This is a genomic window from Corallococcus sp. BB11-1, assembly GCF_026626625.1.
In the GTDB taxonomy this organism is placed as follows: Bacteria; Myxococcota; Myxococcia; order Myxococcales; family Myxococcaceae; genus Corallococcus; species Corallococcus soli.
Genome location: NZ_JAPNJY010000022.1, coordinates 393,399 through 412,318, shown reverse-complemented (window position 1 = coordinate 412,318; position 18,920 = coordinate 393,399). Strand labels below are relative to the sequence as shown.

Annotated in this window: 13 protein-coding genes; 4 read left to right on the top strand and 9 right to left on the bottom strand. The window is 70.9% G+C overall.

Annotated elements, in window-relative coordinates; translation table 11 throughout:
• Window positions 1-170 precede the first annotated feature (170 nt).
• Entirely contained in the window at window positions 171-2,726 is a 2,556-nt protein-coding gene (locus tag OV207_RS18355; protein ID WP_267556449.1) for a LamG domain-containing protein, read from the top strand.
• A 90-nt stretch (window positions 2,727-2,816) separates the two neighbouring features.
• Here the strand turns inward: OV207_RS18355 and OV207_RS18350 are convergent, their stop codons facing one another.
• From OV207_RS18350 to OV207_RS18320, 6 genes are all read right to left on the bottom strand, one after another.
• Complete coding sequence (locus tag OV207_RS18350) at window positions 2,817-3,536, bottom strand: immunity 52 family protein (protein WP_267556448.1); 720 nt, start codon at window positions 3,534-3,536, stop codon at window positions 2,817-2,819.
• A 12-nt stretch (window positions 3,537-3,548) separates the two neighbouring features.
• Window positions 3,549-5,069, bottom strand: a complete 1,521-nt coding sequence (locus OV207_RS37670) for a Tox-REase-5 domain-containing protein (RefSeq protein ID WP_324291543.1) — start codon at window positions 5,067-5,069, stop codon at window positions 3,549-3,551.
• A 210-nt stretch (window positions 5,070-5,279) separates the two neighbouring features.
• Complete coding sequence (locus OV207_RS18335) at window positions 5,280-6,515, bottom strand: acetyl-CoA C-acetyltransferase (protein ID WP_267556447.1); 1,236 nt, start codon at window positions 6,513-6,515, stop codon at window positions 5,280-5,282.
• 137 nt (window positions 6,516-6,652) lie between these two features.
• Window positions 6,653-7,102, bottom strand: a complete 450-nt coding sequence (locus OV207_RS18330; protein ID WP_267556446.1) for an OsmC family protein — start codon at window positions 7,100-7,102, stop codon at window positions 6,653-6,655.
• Window positions 7,103-7,213: 111 nt separating this feature from the next.
• Complete coding sequence (locus OV207_RS18325) at window positions 7,214-10,444, bottom strand: lantibiotic dehydratase (protein ID WP_267556445.1); 3,231 nt, start codon at window positions 10,442-10,444, stop codon at window positions 7,214-7,216.
• Window positions 10,441-11,661: a lanthionine synthetase C family protein gene (locus tag OV207_RS18320; RefSeq protein ID WP_267556444.1), complete on the bottom strand. Its 1,221-nt coding sequence runs from the start codon at window positions 11,659-11,661 to the stop codon at window positions 10,441-10,443. Before OV207_RS18320 ends, OV207_RS18325 begins: the two co-directional genes overlap by 4 nt.
• Before the next feature lie 289 nt (window positions 11,662-11,950).
• Here OV207_RS18320 and OV207_RS18315 point away from each other — a divergent pair, with 289 nt between their 5' ends.
• On the top strand, window positions 11,951-12,100 hold the full coding sequence (locus OV207_RS18315; protein WP_267556443.1) for a hypothetical protein: 150 nt from the start codon (window positions 11,951-11,953) through the stop codon (window positions 12,098-12,100).
• A 92-nt stretch (window positions 12,101-12,192) separates the two neighbouring features.
• Window positions 12,193-13,542, top strand: a complete 1,350-nt coding sequence (locus tag OV207_RS18310; protein WP_267556442.1) for an MFS transporter — start codon at window positions 12,193-12,195, stop codon at window positions 13,540-13,542.
• Window positions 13,543-13,554: 12 nt separating this feature from the next.
• Here the strand turns inward: OV207_RS18310 and OV207_RS18305 are convergent, their stop codons facing one another.
• The gene (locus tag OV207_RS18305; protein WP_267556441.1) at window positions 13,555-15,129 is read right to left on the bottom strand and encodes an FHA domain-containing protein; all 1,575 of its coding nucleotides are present in this window, start codon (window positions 15,127-15,129) and stop codon (window positions 13,555-13,557) included.
• A gap of 2 nt (window positions 15,130-15,131) precedes the next feature.
• Complete coding sequence (locus OV207_RS18300; RefSeq protein WP_267556440.1) at window positions 15,132-17,429, bottom strand: thioredoxin domain-containing protein; 2,298 nt, start codon at window positions 17,427-17,429, stop codon at window positions 15,132-15,134.
• Between the two features lie 306 nt (window positions 17,430-17,735).
• Between OV207_RS18300 and OV207_RS18295 the strand changes: the two genes are divergently transcribed.
• A complete protein-coding gene (locus OV207_RS18295) occupies window positions 17,736-18,392 on the top strand; it encodes an ATP-grasp domain-containing protein (RefSeq protein WP_267556439.1) in 657 nt (218 codons plus the stop codon).
• Window positions 18,393-18,456: 64 nt separating this feature from the next.
• Here OV207_RS18295 and OV207_RS18290 read toward each other — a convergent pair whose 3' ends face one another.
• Window positions 18,457-18,885, bottom strand: a complete 429-nt coding sequence (locus tag OV207_RS18290; protein WP_267556438.1) for a hypothetical protein — start codon at window positions 18,883-18,885, stop codon at window positions 18,457-18,459.
• Between the last annotated feature and the right edge of the window lie 35 nt (window positions 18,886-18,920).

The following is an 18,920-nucleotide window of genomic DNA, read 5'->3' as shown; positions in this document are numbered from 1 at the left end:
CCAGTAAAACGCAAGGATGGCTTGCTGCCGCGCTGAAGCAGCCCGGGAACACGGGCGGCCCCCTCTGGAAACCCGGGTTCCGCCCCGTGAGGGCCGGGTGGGGTTGGGTAGGCGCGGGACTGTTGACTACCATTCTTTCCATGCAAAACCGAACTACCTTGAAGCTGGGTGTGTTGCTTGGTGTCGCGCTCGCGGTGGTGCCTTCGGGGGTGTTCGCGCAGGGGCGCCCGTCGCTGGTGAACACGCGCATCCGGACGCCCTTCGGCTCGAACGGACACTCCTCGACGGTGGATGGCCGCGTGTTCGTGGGCAACATCCGGGAGGACTCGGCGACGACGACGACGACGTGGATTGCCCGGGTGTTCCGTCCGGAGGCGGTGACGTACGACGCGGCGGGCAAGCCGTCGTTCTCCGCCGCCTTCTCCGCGGGCAGGACGGTGGACGTGCGCAACGGGGAGAACGCGCTGGCGTTCTGCTTCCCCGACCCGGCGAAGCCGTACACGCTCTCCAACGGCGTCGCGGTGTACCAGCCGTTCCTCTTCGACTCGCAGATGTTCAACGGGGACAACATCTTCCGCCGCCGCCCGGTGGACGTGCGGGTGTCGCAGCCGTTCACGCCGCAGGCGGAGGTCTCGTCCTTCACCACCGGGGCGCTGACGCGGCTCACCACCGTCACGGGCGCGGCCATCCGGGGCATCGAGCCGACGATGACGTCCGACGGGCGGCTGCTCATCTACCAGGGCGGGCCCGCGAACAACGGTGGCATCGACCACCTGATGTACGCGTACAACCCGACGCCGTGCGCGCCGTCGGGCTGGAGCAACCCGCGCCCGCTGTCGATGATGTTCAACGACCCGGACGCGGGCGTGAAGCGCTACCCGCTCGCGTGGAAGCGCCTGAAGGCGGCCACGGGCGAGGACTTCGGGGACACGACGTCCGGGGCGCTGGTCCGGGGCGCGTACGCGTGGGTGGACCACGAGGGGCGCAACCTCGTCTACATCGCCGTCACCTACAGCGATGGTGCGCGGCGGGAGGCGGTCAGCGTGGTGGGCGCGGACACCAACTGGACCGCGTACCACATCGACGGGGCCATCAACACGGACCGCATGGACCTGGCGCACCTCTTCTACTCCGGGCCGATGTGGAACTTCGAGCAGGAGCGCCTGCCCTCGCAGAGCTTCCCTCCGGGCCAGAGCAACGAGGCGCACTACCTGCCGGTGACGAAGACGCACGACGTGCTGGCGCTCTTTGGCAGCAACACGTCGGACTACAACGAGGTGGACCTGGGCGAGCTGATGGACCCCTTCTCCCTGCTCTTCCTGCCCATGAACGAGCTCGTCACGCGCGCGGGCGCGTACGACCTGACGCGCACGCCGGACCTGTCCGGCCACTTCTTCACCGGCACGCTCAAGGGCACTGCCTCCATCTCCCCGGGCAACGCGGTGACGCGCTCGCCCGCGGACTCGCTGTGGCAGCCGCACGGCAAGGGCAAGGCGCTGATGGTGCCCGGCGGCGGCGCGCTCGCGGTGGACCTGACGGACGCCTCTGGCACGGTGCCCGGCGTGGGCGGACTGGTGCGGGGCCTGTCGGTGGAGTTCGCGGTGCGGCCGGACGCGGACATCCAGACGGGGTGCACCAACGGCAATCCCTACCGCTACCTGATGCAGAAGTCTGGCGGGCTGGACGTCATCTACGAGGCGAGCCACCGGGTGCAGTTCTCGCTGGTCGTCAATGGCCAGCGGGTGCGGCTGGGCGTCAGCCCCGTGCTCCCCGTGGGGGAGTGGAGCCACCTGGCGTACACCTGGGATGGCGCCACCGGCGTCTTCAACGAGTACCTCAACGGCGTGCCCACCAACCGCGCGCTGCCCGTGGCGCCGGGGACGGCCCGGCTGGGCGCGGGGACGCTCTACATCGGCGCGGGGGCGAACCTGGACGCGCAGCGCTGCCCGGTGAACGGCGAGGGGTCGTTCCGGGGAGCCATCGACGAGGTGCGCCTCTTCACGCACGCGCGCTCCAACCGGAGCATCTGCATGACGGCGCACGGCGCGAACTGCCGCGAGGAGGCCATCCAGCACACGCCCTCCGCGGGCCAGTTCGCGATGAGCGCGCAGGCGCCGGCCTGCACCGGCACGGCGGCGCTGAACACGCAGGCCTGCGCGTCCGCGATGCACCGGGGCTGCGCGCAGCGGGGCGCGGGGGACGCGATGGCGAACACCTCCAACACCTGGGACACCATCATGCAGCTCGTCAGCAACCGGCCGCCCATCTCGCTCGCGGGGGCTCCGGTGGCGTCCACGGCCACGGACCTGACGGTGGCGTGCGCGCCCATCCAGCACCAGAGCGTGGCGGTGACGTTCGAGGAGCTGGCGCGCATCCACGCGGGCTGCACGGATGAGCGCGTGGTGACGGGCACGCACTGCACCGCCGCGGCGCACCGCTTCTGCAACAGCCAGGGGTGGACGACGGGACAGGTGTTCGAGGTGACGTCCCGGCCGTGGGTGGGCTGCTTCAACTCCGGGCTCCGGACGGACGTGGAGAAGTCCGTCCTGGGGCCGGTGTCCAACCTGGGCGACTACACGCTCCCGGGCTCGCGGTTGGAGGTGAGCCAGTGGTGCCGCGCCCGGGGCTACGGGGCCGGCGTCGTGCAGGAGATTCCCAGCGCTACCAAGGCCCACGTGCACTGCTTCCAGCCGGCGGTGACGGCCACCTGGAAGTACGCGCCGTAGGGCCCCGGAGCACCGCTGGGGCCGGTGTGGCTCCAGCGGTGCACCGGCGCTCTGGGCCTTCGTAGGCCCCTGACGCACGGGAGTGGGGCGTCAGGGACTGGTTGGCTCCAGGAGCCCGGCAGCGGCCAGCCGGTCGCGGACCTGCTCCGCCAGCGCGACGTGTTCCGGGCTGGTGACGGTGAAGCGATCCGGGGTCAGGATGATGAGCGTGCCCAGGTCCTGCACGGGTTCGACGCGCACGGGAGAGGGCAGGGGCGGAACGGTCCCTCGATGGTGAGCGAGGTACGTGACCCAGCCGACATGGGGCGTCTTCTGGGCGCGACGAGGCTCCATCAGGTCGCGATGCGCGTACGACATGGCGACGCCCCAATCCGGTGCCCATGCCAACGCGGTGGCCTTCAGCACGTTCGCGAGCACGGGCCCGGTGAGCACCCTCTTCGCGGAGGGCCCCCGGGTGGGCAGGTCGAACAACCAATAGTTCCGGACCCGCTGTGAGCTACCGCCACAGGTGGTGTCGAAGGCGCTGGCATCGAAGTCGTCGTGCTCCCCATTCCAACCGCTCAGCCGGAAGCCGAGCTCCTCCACCGCCCGGTCTCGACCCTGCTCCAGCAGCTTCTCCAGCGTCCCGGCGGTCGTCTGGATGGGATGCTTCAGCGCGGCCTTGGGGGATGAGCCCTGCTGGAACCAGCAGGCGAACGAAGGGTCGACATTGGACACGGAGGAGAACAACACCTCCGCGCGGGCCGCGCACTGCTTCGCGGTCTCCCTCCGGGCGCCCCAGTAGGCTCCCAGGTAATAGGTTTCGTCCATGCGCGCCCCTCCTCACGGCAGTGGTGGCGTGAAGACCACCTCAATCTCGTAGATATCCCGGCTCTTCAGCAGCTTCTGGATGGCGTCGGCCGCTGACTTCTCCGCGACATGCCAACGGATGGGAATCCCCGCGGGCGCTCTCGCCACCTGCCGCTGTGCCTGTTCCACCAATGCCTGGGCTCCGGAGTTCTTGAACCACCGCTTCGGATCAAGTCCCTCGAAGAAGCTGGCATACCCGGGCCCCTTCGCCTCCAGTAGCACGCCGTCGTTGAACCCGTCGAACTTCACGCCCCCGCTGTTCCTGCCCACGCCGCCAACCCAGTAGGACTCGTCAGCGGAGTGCCCTGAAATCTGCTCCTGATAGCGCCGGGCCGGCGGTGACATGGACTCCTGGGCTGGACCCCAACTGCCGGGTCCCGGGGTAGAGGGAGCGGCGCCCTGGGAGGCCGTGTTGGCGCGCTGAAGAATGAGCGCGGCCCCTGGACCCGCGCTCAACACCGTCGACAGGCGCCCCGCCGGCACCGCGACGTGCTCCAGGGCCAGCGCGCCTTCCGCTGACAGCGAGAGCACTGGCACCGTGGCCTCCGCGCCCAGGGTCAGCCCTTTCAGCGTGCGCGCCGAGACCGAGGCCGCGCCCCAGGTGACGATGAGGCTCGTCGCCAGCCGGGATGCCTCCCGGATCTGCTCGCCTGACGTCATGTACGTGAAGCGCTCCAGATACTCAGGCGATGAGGTGATGAGGGCGGCGACACCGGTCGGCAGGTGTCGCAACGCAGCGAGCGCTTCTGCTGGAGAATGGGAGAGCAAGCCGCCCAGTGCGCGGGCCAGCTCCACGAAGGCATCCTCTGCACCGTCCAGCGAGCGGTTGATGACGTCCGCGTCGTCGTACACCTCCGCGAGCGGAGGCCCATCCACGGTGCGCAACTGCGCATCCGTGTGGCGGAAGACGCCGGTGCGTCCGCTGTAGAAGCGACCCAGCTCGAAGTGGCCCGCGCGAAACACCCCATGTGTCCACGCAAGAGGCGCCACCTTCTGCTGGGTGCTCCCATCCAGGGCCCATGCCAGGTAGCCGTCGGGTCTCAGCACCGCCACCCGCTCATTGCTGAAGCGGGCCACCCGTCGCACCAGCTCCTCGCGGGAGACCTCGCCCCGTGTCAGGACTTCCCGCAGCAGGAAGCCCGCGGCCATCCGGGGAGGGAAGGTGCGCAGCGTGACCGGCTTCTGCATCAGCCGCCCCAGCACCTCGACCGCATCCTCGGGGGTGAAGGGATTGTGTCGCAGCGGAAGCTCGTCCAGTGCGTCCAGCCCCGCGCGCACCAGCAGCTTCTCGAAGGCGTCCACCTCCAGCAGGCCCAGCTCCACCGCCCACCGGCTCTGTTCTCCGGGGCTGTCGGCGACAATCACGGTCCCCGTGGGGATGCGCACCGCGTGCTGCCGGAGTGTCCGCGCGCCAGTCCGACCGGAAGAGGGCGCTACTCCAGCGCAGCCCAGGAGGAAAACGGCCAGACATCCCGCCAGGAGATCCGCGCGCATCCCTCACTCCACGTCGGTGCGCACGATGAGAGCGGTCCCACCGCGTTCCAACTGAAGCCCCACGATGCCGACCCTGAACCGGTGTCTGCCCATTCCCGTCTCCCTTGTCTGACCTGAGTTGCGGCCCAGGCCCTCTAACAAGCGGTGCGTGGAGGGGCAATGACGAGCGGCGCGACGTGCTGTCGCGCCGCATCAAGGGCGGCTGAAGCGCTACACGCGCTCCAGGATGGTGGCGATGCCCTGCCCACCGCCGATGCACATGGTGATGAGCGCGGTCTGCTTGCCGGTGCGCTCCAGCTCATCCAGGGCGGTGCCCAGCAGCATCGCGCCGGTGGCGCCCAGCGGGTGGCCCAGCGCGATGGCGCCGCCGTTGACGTTCACGCGCTCCGGGTCGATGCCCAGCGCGCGCGTCGTCTGGACGACGACACCCGCGAAGGCCTCGTTGATCTCCCACAGGTCGATGTCGCGGGCCTCCATGCCCGCAAGGCGCAGGGCCTTCTCGCTCACTGGCGCGGGCGCCGTGAGCATGAGGAGCGGCTCGGTGCCCAGGGTCGCCATCGCGCGGATGCGCGCGCGGGGCTTGAGGCCCTTCTCCTTCACGTAGCGCTCCGAAGCCAGCGACACCACGGCGGCCCCGTCCACGATGCCGCTGGAGTTGCCGGCGGTGTGGATGTGCTGGATGCGCTTCGCCTGCGGGTAGGCCGCGAGCGCGATGCCGTCCAGCGTTTCACCGTTCGGTCCGACGACCGTGTCACCCATCGCCACGAACGCGGGCTTGAGCGCCGCCAGCCCCTGGGCGCTGGTGTCCGGGCGGGGGAATTCGTCGCGCTCCAGCAGCACCGCGCCGGTGCCAGGGTCCTTCACCGCGAAGAGCGACCGGGCGAAGCGGTTCTCCTCGATGGCGCGAGCCGCGCGCTGCTGCGAGCGCAGCGCCAGCGCGTCCACGTCCTCGCGCGTGATGCCCTCCAGCGTGGCGATGAGGTCCGCGCTGATGCCCTGGGGCACCTGGAAGACGCGCTCGCGCAGGCGCACGTTGCCGCCGTCCTGGCCGCCGCCGTCCGCGCCCAGGGACAGGTGCGACATGCTCTCCACGCCGCCGGAGACCACGAAGTCCATCGCGCCGGAGGCCACGCCCATCGCGCCGAAGTTCACCGCCTGGAGCCCGGAGCCGCAGAAGCGGTTGAGCGACACGGCGGACACGTCCTGCGGCCACCCCGCCGCCAGCACCGCGTTGCGCGCGATGTTCGCGCCCTGCTCGTTCACCTGCGACACGCACCCCGCGATGACGTCCCCCACCTCGCGCGCGTCCCAGCCGCCGCGCCGCTGGAGCGCGTTGAGCGCCTGCGCGAGCAGCTCCTGCGGGTGCAGCCCCGTGAGGGCGCCCTTGCCCATCTTCCCGCGACCTCGCGGCGTCCGGACGGCGTCGATGATGTAGCTGGTCGTCATGCGCGGCTCCTTGGATTTCGAATGTAATATTACGGTCGTAATTTTCAAGTCAAGGCAAGCCGCCTGGAACGACGACGGGCCCGGCGCCTGGGTGGCACCGGGCCCGTCACGGGGGAGCGAAGCGTTGGGGAAGGGACCTACCCGGCGACCCGCAGGGACAGGTGGACGGGGGTGGGGTGCGCCAGGTTGTCGCTCACCGGGCAGCGCGTCTCGATTTCGCGCTGGAGGTGGAGGAGCTGCTCCGGGGTGGCGCTGCCCCGGACGTGGATGGTGGCGGTGAGGGACTGGTAGCCGGCGCGGACGTTCGCGTTCGTGCCGGCGAACTTCGCGGGGTTCAGCGAGCCCTGCACGGTGATCTCCGTGCCCGTCACGGGGATGCCCAGCTCGCGGGCGATGTAGAAGGTCATGTAGTTCAGGCAGCCCGCGTGCGCGGCGAGGACGAAGTCGAGCGGGCTGGGCGCGCCGTTGCTGCCTCCCAGCTCCACGGGCTCGTCCATGAAGATCTTGAACGCCTGCGCCTCCGTGGTGCTGCGGGCCATGCTCTCCCCCACGGTGCGGACCTGTCCGGTGTACAGCGGCTGTGTCATGACGTTTGCCTCCTGACCTGGATACGAACGCACGAGGCCATCCCGGTCGTTCACCGCGGAGTGCGTGAAGACGTCAGGCGCCGCGCGGCCCTCCCCGGCCCGGCAGGGCCATCAGGGTCGTCGCTCCTCGCGTGCCTGTCGGGACGTGTAGAGCCGGTGCAGGAAGTCGTAGAGGACCAGCTCCTGTGCCCGGGCGGCGGTGCGCAGCAGTCGGTTGGTGTGCATGTGGATGAGGCTCTCGGCCACGCGTTCCAGTGGCTGCGTCAACGCACCCTCCAGGGCGTGGGCGCGCAGCCGCGCGGTCACCTCCGCCTGACGTTCGGAGCGGCGGCTCAGCGCGGCGAGTCCCGGCGCGAGCGGCCCGTCGGAAGGCCCCGGCCGCCACAGCAGGGACTCCAGCTCCTGACGGTGCGTGCGGAACCGCTCTCCCAGCCTGCGCTCGAAGGCGCCGTCCACCTGGAACTCCTGGCCGTAGCCCTTGCGCAGGTCCGCGAGCAACCGGCAGCGGTCCTCCAGATTGAAGTCCAGGTCGCCCAGCAGCCGGTCGATGCCGCACAGGAGCAGGCGCCAGCGTGCCTCCGCGCCGTCCTCCCCCGCCACCATGTCGAGCAGCTCCAGCGCCGTCTCGCTGTCCATGTGGAACAGCCGCTCCGCGAGCGGCAGGCCCGCGTCGCCGCCATAGCGTTCGGCCTCGCGCTCGTAGGTGTCCACCTGCACGCGGTGGACGAGCCCGTCCCGTCGCAGCGGGCGCAGCAGTTCGTGGAGCCGCGACAGCACGTCCGTGTGCAGCCGTCGCGGGTCGCCGTGGAAGCGCACGCGCAGGTGCCAGTCCGGGTCCCCGTAGCGCAGGAAGAACCACTGGTGCGCGGCGCCTGAGGCCAGCGCTTCGCGAGCGAGCGGCGCCACGGCCTCCGCCAGCACGCGCTCCGCGAGCGCCGTGCCGGTGTAGAGCTTGACGTACAGCCACTCGGAGCCGGGCGGAAACGACCGCTCGAGCCTCGGGGGCTTCGCGAGCCGCGGTGCGGGCGGAGGCGCGGACGGGGCGTCGCGCACGAAGGGCACCACCACCTCGTGGACGAAGCTTCCTTCGGGCCCCCGCACGCACAGGTCCTCGTTGGTGGGCAGCTCCACCAGGACCACCTCCGACTGGTGCCGCACCAACTGGACGAAGGTGTCGATGCTGAGCACGTTGTCCAGGTCCACGGGCAGCACGTTGTCGCGGTCCTCCAGGCCTACGGTGCGTGGGAGCCCCAGGCGCGCGCGCAGCCGCTGCGCTTCACGGAAGCGCTCGGCGCCCTCCAGCGCTCCAAGCGCGTGGAGCGTGGGCGCCTTGATGCGCCAGCGGGCGCGGTGGAGCACCAGCCCGCCGTGCGTCACGCGGGGAAGGTACGCGCTGGTGGCGAGCGGCCCCCAGTTCCACCGCAGGCCCAGGCTCACGCCCTGCTGCTGGAGCGTGCCCAGGAAGGTGTAGGGCCGCAGGTGCGAGCGGCCGAAGTTGTGGACGTGGGTGACGCGGGGGAGGACCTCCCGCCCCAGGCTCGCGGAGCGCAGGACGATGCGGGAGCCCTGGACGCGGAGGTGCAGGTCCGTGAGCGGGAGCTGTTGCTCCGGCGGCGCGCCCGAGCGTCCCAGGAACACCAGCTCGTGGTCGCGCAGCACGGGCCGGCAGAGGATGTTGCCCACGCGTCCCTCCGGCAGGTGCACCACCTCCGCGAAGACGGCCTCCGGCCGCAGCGCCTCCTCCGCGCGCAGGTGCGCCGTCACGTGCCGCAGCAGCTCCGGGTCGCCATGGCAGAAGCGCCCGAGGAGCGCCGCGCCGGAGGGGCCAATCATCGAATCGAACACGAGCTGGAAGCGCCCCGCGTCCACGTCCTCCTGGGATGCGGCCAGCACGGTCGCCATCACGGCGAAGGCGTCCGGCAGCGGCGAGGGCCGCGGGTTCTCCAGCGCCTCCAGGTCCGCCGCGTCCAGCTCCAGGGGGCCGCCCGTGCGCAGCACCTCCGACAGCCGGTAGTTCAGGTGCGCCCAGGTCTTGCCCCAGGCGACGCGCTCCTCGGCGGGAGGGGACGGGAAGGCCAGGTCGCGCAGCAGGGGGGAGGCCTCGGCGGCCTCGGGACTCGCCAGCTCGAAGCCGACCCCCACGTCCTCATCCAGGGCCTCCAGCAGCGGGACTTCGCGCTCCTCGTAGCGTTGGACGAAGGCCTCGCGGAAGCGCCGCAGGCTGGGTGACTCCGACGCCGGACTCAGCCGGTGCAGCAGGGCCACGCCCCGGGCCATCGCGGCCACCACCCGGGGGCCCAGACTCAGCGCTTCGGTGGGTTTGCGCAGGTCCACCTGGAAGAGGCGGCTGGGGTCGACGGGGGCGGGGAGGGCCTCCAGTCCCTTGGCGAGCGCGCGGTAGCGCGACGGCTCCACGCCTGGCGGTGCGTCATCCAGCGCCGTCAGCGCGGCCTGGACGTGGTGGAGCGTGCGTGCGGTGTCGGCCAGCGCCGGCACGGCCTCCAGGCGCGCGAGCAGCTCGCGCAGTGGCTCCGGCCCGGTGACGAGCGGCGCCAGGTCTGGAAGGAGCAACTGGTGCTCCACGAGCATTTCTACGTAGCCCCGGGCCTCATCGGAGGACACGTCGGGGTCGGCCTCCACCAGCGCCTGGGCGAGCGTCGCGAGCGACGCCCCCGCGCGGGCCCGCTCCAGCGTGGCCTCCAGGTACGCGGTGGGCTCCACGCCGACGAGCTGGTAGGTGCGCGAGCCTCCGTCGCGGCGCGACTCCGCGTAGCGCAGCCTCCCCGCGGCCCGGTACAGGCTGGAGTTGGGCCGGTAGCGCAGGGCTTCGCGCAGCACGGGCAGGGCCGCGAGCTTGTCCGTCAGGGCATCGACGTAGTCCATGTCCAGCCGCGTGTGGCGCCGGTATGACTCGCGCGGGGACAGCGCCAGCCGCGTCATCCCAGCGAACGTGCCCAGGCTGTTGCCGGCGAACAGCCCGAAGGGCGTCGCGCGCGAGGCCATGCGCTGCCAGTAGCGCACCAGCGTGCGCTCCAGCTTCTGGCCATGGGGACTGTCCGGAGCGTGCGTCCACGCGGACAGGTGTTCGTCAAGCGAAGGGGATGCGAGGAACAACGCCTCACGGACTTCCGGGCGGGCAATCGCCGCGGAGAGCCTGTCGCGCAGGAGGAGGCGATCCGCCGCGAGCGCTGCTTCCTGCTCGGCGACCGGGGCCTCCATGAAGTGGAGCGCCTGGAGGCCCTCGCTCCACGCGCGCAGCGCATCGAAAGGCAGCAGCGGGGTGCGCAGGACGAAGAAGCCAGAAGGGGCGTAGCCCGGAAGGGAAGGACGGTGGGGCGTCATGGCGCGTCCGGGGCAGGGTGACGCAGGGACATGAGCAGCATGCGGTCCCAGGTGGGGTCCTCGGAGGTGGTCGCCGCGAGCAGCGCCAGGGCGATGCCGGTGGCGCCCGCGAGCAGGCCCGGGTGGTCGGTCCAGGCCTCGGCGTCGCCGTCGAAGCGCTCCAGCGTCCGGAAGCCGCCCACGCCCGTGCCTGGCTGTCGGTGCACGGTGAGCAGCCGCGCGAACCAGAAGCGGGAAGCGGCTTCGAAGACGGCCTCCCCCGTCGTCTGGAAGAGCCGGTTGTAGAGGTGCGCGAGTCCCGCGGCGCCATGGCAGAGGCCGCCATCCTGCACGGAGGTGACGTCCGTCCAGCGACGCGTGGACTCCCGGCAGAGCGCGAGCGCCTGGGCCTCCCACTCCACGTTGCCCACGGCGCGCGCCAGCGTGTGCAGACCGAGCGACACACCCGGATCGCCGTAACACCACGCGGGACGGCGCGGCCAGGTGAGGGGCTCCTCCTGGAGGCCCACGCGCGTGGGGAAGCGCGCGGGCTCCGTGTCCTTCCCTCGTCGGGCCATGAGCCACGTCCACCCGCCGTGCAGCAGCGCGCGCGCGGAAGCCTCCGCGACCCCGGAGGCCACCGCGCCGCCGAGCACGGTGAGCACCCCCGCGATGCCGTGCGCCACGCCCAGGTTGAAGCCTCCCCGGGGCTGCTCCTCGCGAAGCCGTGGCTCCACGTGTCCAGGCAGGGTCCTCCACCGCCATCCTTCCGGTGTGGGCTCCGCCAGCTCCCCGAGCCGGGCGACCACCGCTTCCAGGCATTGCCGCGCGCCGACGCGGGGAAGCCGCTCCAGGGCATAGACACCCATGCCGACCAGTCCACTCACCAGGTCGTAGCGCTGGGTCCAGGGCCGCGTCTGGAGGAAGTCCCCGAGCGCGGTGTCGATGTCCGTCAGCGGATCCGCGTCGGGTGCCTCGGGAGGACGCTGGACGTGTTGGACGGCCCAGGCGATGCCGGCGAAGCCGTCATAGAAGTCAGGGCCCAGGGTCTCGGAGGTCAGCGCCCCGGTGGCGCGCTCCAGCAGGACCTCCGACGTGGCGCGATGCCGGGCGTCATCGTGGGCCCGGGCGAGCGCGTCGAACAGCACGGCGCGTCCCGCATCCCCCCGCGCGAGGGAGGCCGCGAAGGGCGGCGTGGGGTGTGCGTGCTCCAGTGCTTCGACCAGAGGAGCCAACACCGCCACCGCTTGCGCGTGTTCAACGCCTTGCAGCAAGGGCTTCCATGGCGGCGTCCTTCGCATGTCGTCGGACCTGCTTTCTGGAAAAGGCCGCTGGAGCTTCATTCCCTCGCAGGTACCAGGGAAATGAAATTCAGCGTTTGGAGGTTGTGCCGGGCAGCACTTGTTTGCTTGGGAAGCAGGTGTTTGACTGGGAAGGCCTGACAGCCTCCGTCAGGTGTTGAGAGCCAGCAGGTTGCCGCATTGATTCCAGGTAACGCCGTCGAGCATTGAAACGAAAGGCGATGTCATGGACAAGCAGGACACCCAGAAGCCGAAGAAGCTGAGCCTGAAGCGTGAGACCGTCCGCCTCCTGTCGAATCCGGGTGGCGAGTCGAAGGAGCGCAAGGAGCTGACGACCCCGCGTTGTACGGAGTTCGGTCCGAACTGCGACCTCTGACGTTCCTCACGGTCCCTCGGGCCGTGAGGCATTGCCGGAAGGGAGCGCAAGGCTCCCTTCCGGATTCACGGGCGGGAAAGTCGGCGGGTACCTTGGCCTCTCAACAACGGCTCGTCCTGGCCATCGCCGTCCTGGCTTCGCTCGTCACGTTCCTGGACGCGGCCATCATCAACGTCGCGCTGCCGGCGATGGTCCGGGAGCTGGGCGGAGGCCTCACGCTCCAGCAGTGGGTGGTGGACGCCTACCTCATCACCCTGGGCTCGCTGATGCTGGTCGCGGGCTCGCTGTCGGATGCCTTCGGGCGCAAGCGCATCCTGGGGCTCGGGCTGCTGGGCTTCGGTGCGACGTCGCTGCTGTGCGCGCTGGCTCCCACGGGCCCCGTGCTCATCCTTGCGCGCGGGCTCCAGGGCGCCACGGGCGCGCTGCTGGTGCCGGGCTCGCTCGCGCTCATCGTGTCCTTCTTCTCCGGCCCCGAGCAGGCGAAGGCCATTGGCGCGTGGACCGGCTGGACGGGCGCCGCGTTCATCGCGGGGCCGCTGGTGGGCGGAGCGCTGGTGGACACGGTGGGCTGGCGGTGGATCTTCGCCATCAACGTGCTGCCCATCGCGCTGACCCTGATGCTGCTCGCGCGGCTGGTGGAGCCGCCCCGACCGGCGGGTGCTCACATCGACGTCCTGGGCGCCGTCCTGGCGTGTCTGGGATTGGGGGGCCCTGTCTACGCGCTCATCGAACAGCCGAAGGTGGGTTGGACGCATCCGTCGGTCCTGATCTCCCTGGGCCTGGGCGTGCCGGCGTTCATCGCGTTCCTCGTGCAGGAGCGGCGCACCCCGCATCCGATGATGCCGCTGGACCTGTTCCGCGAACGGAACTTCTGGGTGGGCAACCTCGCCACCACGGCCATCTATGGGGCGCTGTCGCTGGGCATGTTCGTCATCACGCTCTTCCTGCAGGAGGTGGGCGGCTTCCGCGCGACGACCGCGGGCCTGGCGCTGATGCCGACGACGCTCATCATGCTGTTGCTGTCGTCCGCGTTCGGCGGACTCTCCGGGCGCCTGGGGCCCCGGTGGTTCATGGCGGCGGGACCGTGCCTGGCGGGCGTGGGGTTCCTGCTGATGCTCAACGTCGGCACGCCGCTGAACTTCTGGACGCAGATGCTGCCGGGCGTGGGGGTGTTCGGGCTGGGGTTGACGATGACGGTCGCGCCGCTGACGGCGGCGGTGCTCGGATCCATCCGGAGCGAGCAGGCCGGCATCGGCTCGGCCATCAACAACGCCATCTCCCGGGTCGCGGGGCTCATCGCCATCGCGCTCACGGGGCTCATCGTGGGCCCGCGACTGGACGTCGCGGGCTTCCACCGGGTGATGCTCACCACCGCCGTCCTGCTCATCCTGGGCGGAGTCATCTCCGCCGTGGGCATCCGCAATCCGCCGCGGAAGGCATGAACGGCGGCGGCTTCAGGCTTCGCCAGGGCCCATGGAGAAGTACACGGCCTCGGTCCCCAGGTTGAAGGTGTCCCCGTCCGCGATCTTCTGGCGCTTGATGCGCTGATGGTTGATCCACGTCCCGTTCGAGGAGCCCAGGTCCTCGATGAAGAAGTCGTTGCCCACGCGCACGATGGCCGCGTGCTCGCGGGAGACCCGTCCGGACTTCACAACGAGGCTGCACGTCGGACCTCGTCCCAGCGTGAAGCGCTCCACGTCCACCCGCGTCGAGGGACCGTCCGGCGACAGGCGGACGTACAGCTCCGGGGGCGGCGCGGCCTTCGCGGCCTTGGCCGGGGCAGGCGTGCGCTGCTTGCCGACGTCCGTGGGGATGTCCTGCGCCTCCTCCTCCTCCTCCACGGGCGCGAGGATCCTGCCGCGCGAGGACTTCTTGAGGACGGCAGCGGGCGCGACGGGTTTCGGGGCCGGGGGCTCGTCCTGGACCTCGTCCTGGACCTCGTCCTGGGTGTCGGGGGCTTCGTCGCCCGCGTCATCGGCGCTCGCGCCTGATTCCAGGCCCAGGGCTGCCTCCAGGTCGGCATCCGCGCCCGACTCCGCGCCGATGGCCGCCGCGACGTCCGCGTCCGAACTGTCGCCGTCCGCTTCGTCGGAAGACGCGTCCGCTTCGTCGTCGGAGGCAGCGGAGTCGTCCGCGTCGTCGGAGTCAGCGTCGTCGTCCGCGTCGTCGGAGTCCGTGGCGCTGGCGGCGTTGGACGCAGGGGCCGCGTCCTCGTCCGCATCGCTGTCGGAGGCGCCGTTCACGGCCTCCTCGGCGGACGTCTCTTCGTCCTCGTCTTCGCCCGAAGCGTCGTCGGACGCCTCGTCATCCTCGTCCGAGGAGTCGTCGGACGCCTCGTCATCCTCGGAGGCGTCTTCGTCGTCGGACGCCTCGTCATCCTCGGAGGCGTCTTCGTCGTCGGACGCCTCGTCATCCTCGGAGGCGTCTTCGTCATCGGACGCCTCGTCATCCGCGTCCGAGGTGTCGTCGGAGTCCTCGTCATCCGCGGATGCGTCTTCGCCGTCGGAGTCCTCGTCGTCCTCGTCGGATGCTTCTTCTTCCTCCTCGACCGCCACCGGCACGTCTCGCGGCAGCACGACCGCCTCCACGGCCGCGAGCACCTCCTGCATCCGGGCGCGCGCGGACGCGGTCTCCTCTTCCGCCGGCGTCAGGGCACCGGCCGGCGCGGCCTTGGCCTTGGACGTCGCGGCCGGAGGGGGCGCGGGCTCCTTCACGTACATTCGCGGCGGCGTGACGCTGGCGGCCTCTCCCGGGGCAGCCCCGGGCTCAGGGGCCCGAGCCTCCGGCGCCGGCGCCTCCGTGACGGACGGTCGCGGTGCCTCCGGGACCCCAGGCTCAATGGCCTGGGCGACCGCCGCCGTCGCCCCGAGCAACACGGGCGTCGGCGCGACGTAGCCGTTCTGCCGTGCGAGCAGGAACAGCGCCTGCGCCACCAGGGCATTCCGGTCCACGCCCAGGTCGTGGCTCATCTGCTCCAGCGCCCGCCACAGGGGCTCCGCGACTTCAATGGTTTCACGAATCCGATTCATGACTAGCTGCCCCTCAGATTGCTCTGCCACGGCGAGACATGGTCCGAATCACTGAGCCAGTAGAACATCGCCTGCGTCTCCGCGTACTGCCGCTCCGCGATGGTGACGAGGTTCGGGTGCAGGTCGCCCAGCGCCACGCCCTCGAACTGGAAGCCCTCGCCGGGCTTGCTGCCGCCTCCACCCCGGATCCGCCGGTCCCGGCTCTGCCACAGCCGCTGGGAGGCCTGGCCCGCGCCCTGGCCGTAGTCGGCCGGTGGGGACAGCCGCGTGGGCATCCGGAAGGTCTTCTCCCCGCACGCCCACAGCAGCCACGTCAGCGCGCTCCAGTCGCCCCGCAGCAGGAGCGTCAGGTCCGCCAGGCCCTGCTCCAGGTCCAGCGTCTCGTCGATCTCCACGGTGTCGTCCCCGAACTCCCAGTCGAACTGCTCCAGCTTCACCGGCCCCGCGCCCAGCAATGGGGACAGGTCCGGCGGCAGCCATGACACCGTGGCGCCGGGCTTGAACCGCCGGAGCAGCTCCGCGCGGATCGTCTGGATCCGCGTGGCGTACTTGCGCACCACCTGCTGGACGGACTCCAGCGGCTGCTGGGGGCCTTCGGGCAGGCCGTCATAGGTGCAGCGCGGTGCCTCCTGGTCGGGCCAGAAGTCGAACTTCGGGAACAGGGCCCGGGCGTAGGTGGTCAGGAACAGGGCGGTGTCGGGCTCCTCCGTCGCGAGCCCCGCCGCGTCCTGGTGCACCTGCTCCGCGAGCCCCAGGTTCAGCAGGATGAGGCCCCGCGTGAACAGGTACGCCTTGCGCTCCGGGGCGAGCAGCATCGCCGCGTGCAGGAAGTCCAGCGCCGCGCGCGGCCGGTCCGTCTGGTCCAACAGGACGGCATAGGCCCGGAGCAGGGTGGCCGCCTCTCCGCCCCGCATGAGGCAGTCCGCCATGGGCGCCCAGCGCTGCCCCGCCTCCTCCACCACCGACATCGCCAGCGCGTGCGCGGAGGGGCGGGTGCGGGGCAGGGTGAGCTGCTCCAGCCCCTCCTGGAGCGGCTGCACGTCCAGCGACGTGGCGCAGGCGCGGGCCGTGGCCAGCAGGGCCTCCCGGTAGCGCTTGTCCGCGCGGGCCTGTCGCGCGAACTCGCGCCAGCCCTCCGCGGTGCGCGCCAGGTTGGAGAACACCTCCGAGTGCTCCAGCGTCCGCTCATCCTGCGCCAGCCCCAGGTCGCGGGTGAGCACCACCTGGCGCTGTGCATCCAGCAGCGACCACTCGCCACACGCGAAGTCCGCGTGCGCCTGGCCCTCCTCGAAGTGGACGCGGAAGTCCGCGTAGGTGTCCTCTGCGCGCGAGCGGTAGAGGCCCTGGCGGAAGCCGTTCACGTACTCGGCCTCCCAGAGCAGCAGGCCCTGGCGGTCCCAGAACCGCACGAGGCCATGGCGCTCCCCGTCGGCGTTGAGCGACACGAGCGCCCACTGGTCCAGGTCCTCGCGCAGCTCCGCGCCGTCCGGCAGGTGGGCCGGGCGGGTGGGGTAGGGCTCCCCGGTGGTGGGCACCACGCGCTGCCCGGTGCCGTCGAAGTGGAGGATCTGCCGCACCTCGCCCTGGTCGTAGAGCATCACCGTCTTCTTCACCTTCTCGCTCACGCCGTTCTCGTGCATGCGCTCGGTGGTGAAGTGCTCGGAGGCGAACCAGGTGCGCGGGCCGTGCAGCTGCCCCTGGTCGAAGGTGCCCTCCTGCGACACCTCGCCACTTTCGTGGAAGCGCTTGAACACGCCGTGCGGCGTGCCGTGCTTCATGATGCATTCGTTGCAGAGGGTGCCGTCGGCCCGCCAGAACTTCCACGTCCCGTGCTGCCGGCCCTTGGGGTCCTTGGGCCCGAAGGACCACTCCGCGTCACCCGGGTCCCACGTCGCTCCCTTGGGCACGCCCTGCGGAGGTTTGCCCTCCTCGGTGAGCTTGCGGTTCGCGGCGCGGCGCTTCAGCTCCGCCACGTCCACGGACTCCAGCCGGCCCAGCAGCGCGTCCAGGGCGGCGGCGGGCAATGCGCCGGAGGCTCGGTGGATCTCCACCCCCGCCTTGAAGGCGATGAGCGTGGGGATGGACTCGATGCCCAGGGGCTCGGAGAGCGACTCGTGCGCCTCCGTGTCGAGCTTGGCGAAGGTGAAGTCCGGGAACCGCTCGGCCGCCGCCGCGAAGATGGGCGCGAAGGCGCGGCAGGGCGCGCACCACGGGGCCCAGAAGTCTACCACGCACACCCCGGGCTGCTGGGTGACTTCCTCGTAATTGTCCGGGGTCAGTTCGACCGGTGCGCCTGCCACGACCACTCCTGCTGAAGGGGAGGCAGGATAAGACGGGCGCGGAGGGCGCGCGTCAACCGGCGTGTCTCGGGTTGGCGACTTCCGTCCTCCTGGCCCCCTGTCGATGCGTTGGACCGGTGCGTGCGACACTGGCCGGATGCGGCCCACACTGGCGGTCATCAACGGCGAGCAGTATTGGCAGTCCTACCTTCCGGAGTTCGAGGTGGTCTCCCGGCGACTCCAGGACTGTGCCTGGGTGCTGCGCGGGGGGAACTCTGGTGCATCAACCGTGAGTCGGCCACGCGTCTTGACGGCGTACTGTGGCGGGTGGGCGCCATCCGTCCGGATCCGAAGCACCGCGCGACGCTGGACCTCATCCGGCTCAGTGGGGTGCCCTGCACCAATCCGGCGTCGGTGCTCGCGCGCTGCCACGACCGACTGTCGATGCTGGCGGAGATGCGTGAGGCGGGCCTGCCCGTCATCCCGTTCGACGTCGCGATGGGAGACGACATGCTGCGCAGGCTGGAGCGTCCCGCGCCGTTCGTCGTCAAGGTGGGCAACCACCACGCGGGGCTGGGCAAGGCGCTCGTGCGCACCAACGCGGACTGGCCGGAGGTCGCGGACCTCCTCTTCGCGGCGGACGATTACGCGGCGGTCGAACCCTTCATCGACTACCAGCGCGACGTGCGCTGCCTCGCGGTCGGCGAGCGCATGTGGGCGATGACGCGCGAGGGAGCAGGCTGGAAGGCGAACGTCGACACGCGCAGGCACCACGTCATCGAGCCGCCGCCGGAGCTCGCGGCGCACACACGCCAAGCGATGCGGCATCTGGGCGCCGACATCCTGGGGCTGGACTTCCTCCAGGCGAAGGACGGCACGTACACGCTGCTCGAGTGCAACGACACGCCAGGTCTCTCCGGCTTCCCGGAGGCGCTGCGCGAGGACGTGGCGGAGTGCCTTCGCGACCGAATGCGGCGGCGGTAGGCGCCCACCGCGCCCGGGAAGCGGCGGGTTCGATTCCCGCCGCCTTCACAAGGACGCCCGGCCCTCAGTCGATCTGCAGTTCGGAGATCTTGTGCGGCTTGTCGCTGATGGCATCCATGATCTTCCCGATGCCGAAGGTCAGCAGGCCGATGCCCGCGCCCACCGCCATGCCCAGCGGTCCACCAATCGCGCCTACCGCCACCGCCCCACCGATGCTGCCCGCGATGCCGACGGCGCCCATGGCGATCTGCGCCCCGTCGTTGACCTTCGCGCCGTTGACGATGTCGAACACGCCGCCCACCGTGCCGCCCGCCGCGCCCAGCACGTTGGCAGCGCCACCCACGCCCTTGAGGGCGGAGAGCGCCTTGCTCCCGGCGCTCGCCGTCGCGCCGGCCACCTTGCCGATGCCGCCCATCCCCTTCACCGAGTCCAGCACCGTGCTGGTGACGGCGCCCGCGACCTTGGGGTTCGCCAGCGCCTTCGCCCACGGCATGGCCTTCGCCGCGACGGGGGCGGAGGTTGTCTCCC